This is a genomic window from Dietzia aurantiaca (assembly GCF_021033825.1).
GTDB lineage: Bacteria > Actinomycetota > Actinomycetes > Mycobacteriales > Mycobacteriaceae > Dietzia > Dietzia aurantiaca.
The window spans coordinates 1-1,364 of the sequence record NZ_JAIFXZ010000031.1 but is presented as its reverse complement, the minus strand read 5'-3'; the positions used below and the strand labels follow the sequence as shown (position 1 = coordinate 1,364).

Sequence of the window (1,364 nt, the reverse complement as noted above, 5' to 3'; positions counted from 1 at the left end):
TGAACCGCCCCAGGTTTCCCGCCGCTCCTATGTGGGTTGAAGCTCTCGGTTGAGAGCGGCGTAGTAGCTCTGCTCGAACTCGATGGGCGGGACGTAGCCCAGGCTCGAGTGGAGCCGTTCATTGTTGTACCACTCGACCCACGCAGCGGTGGCGTACTCGACGTCCGAGAGCGTCTTGTACGGCCCGTCGTGGAAGATCGACGATCGGATGCACTCGGCCTTGTATAACCCGTTGATCGTCTCCATGAGCGCGTTGTCGTAGGCATCGCCCACGCTGCCGATCGATGGCTCGATCCCTTCAAGTGCGAGGCGCTCGGTGAACGCTACAGATGTATATTGACTACCCGCATCCGAGTGGCTGATCAGCGACTTCGGCTCGATCGGGTGTCCTTCGCGGTCGCGTTGCCACAGCGCCATCCGCAGCGGGGTCATGACCAGGTTCGTGGCCATGGTGGTGGCCGCGTTCCATGCGACGATGCGCTGGGCGAACACGTCGACGATGAACGCCACGTAGGTAAAGCCGGCCCAGGTCCGCACGTACGTAAAATCGGCGATCCAGAGGCGATCGGGCCGGTCGGAGGTGAAGTCGCGATCGACCAGGTCTGGCGCCCGAACAACGTCGGGGTCGGCGACGGTCGTGTACACCTTCTTCGTCCTGAGCACGCCCGATAGCCCCAGCGTGCGCATCGCACGATCCACTGCACCTGGGCTGGCTGTGGGCAGACCGGCTCGGTGGACCTCGGCGAGCATCTTGCGGCGCCCGTACAAGCCCGCTGGCTGCATCTTCCGCCGCCCGCGGCTATCGGGCTGCCACACGAGCTCCCGGATGACGGCCTCGACCTCGGCGTCGCTGACCGTCCTTGCCGGCACCACTCGGCGCGGCGAGGTCCACTCGCGATAGGTCCGTGCGGCGACCTTCAGGCCTGCTTTGCGCAGACCTCGACAGATCGACTCGACCGCACGACCTTCCGACCGGAGTTGGTCGATGAACTCGCAGATCACCGGTTGCGGGGGTCGAGCTCCCCCGCGAAGAAAATCGAGGCCCTGCGCATGATCTCCAGGTCCTCGGTCAGCCGCCGGTTCTCGGCTTTGAGACGCTTGATCTCCGCGCTCTCTTCGGTGCTCACTCCGGGCCGGGCGCCGGCGTCGATGTCGGCCTGCACAGCCCACCTCCGCACGGTCTCCTTACCCAGCCCCAGGCGGCGGCCCACCTGGTCACAGCAGGCCGTCAGCGACGAGTACTCACCCCGATGCTCGGACACCATCCGCAAGGCCCGCTCCTTGACCGCGGGATCGATCTTCTTCGGCATACAGCCATCCTCCTCGACTCGAAAAGGAGGCGGCGGGAAACCTGGGGCGGTTCA

1 protein-coding gene is annotated in these 1,364 nt (G+C 65.2%); it reads right to left on the bottom strand.

The window, feature by feature from the left end; genetic code table 11:
* Window positions 1-27: 27 nt before the first annotated feature.
* Window positions 28-1,310 (bottom strand): IS3 family transposase gene (locus tag K3888_RS17480; protein ID WP_230931553.1). Its coding sequence is split into 2 segments (ribosomal slippage): window positions 28-1,037 and window positions 1,037-1,310, totalling 1,284 coding nucleotides; the frame shifts between segments, so codons are not numbered across the junction.
* Between the last annotated feature and the right edge of the window lie 54 nt (window positions 1,311-1,364).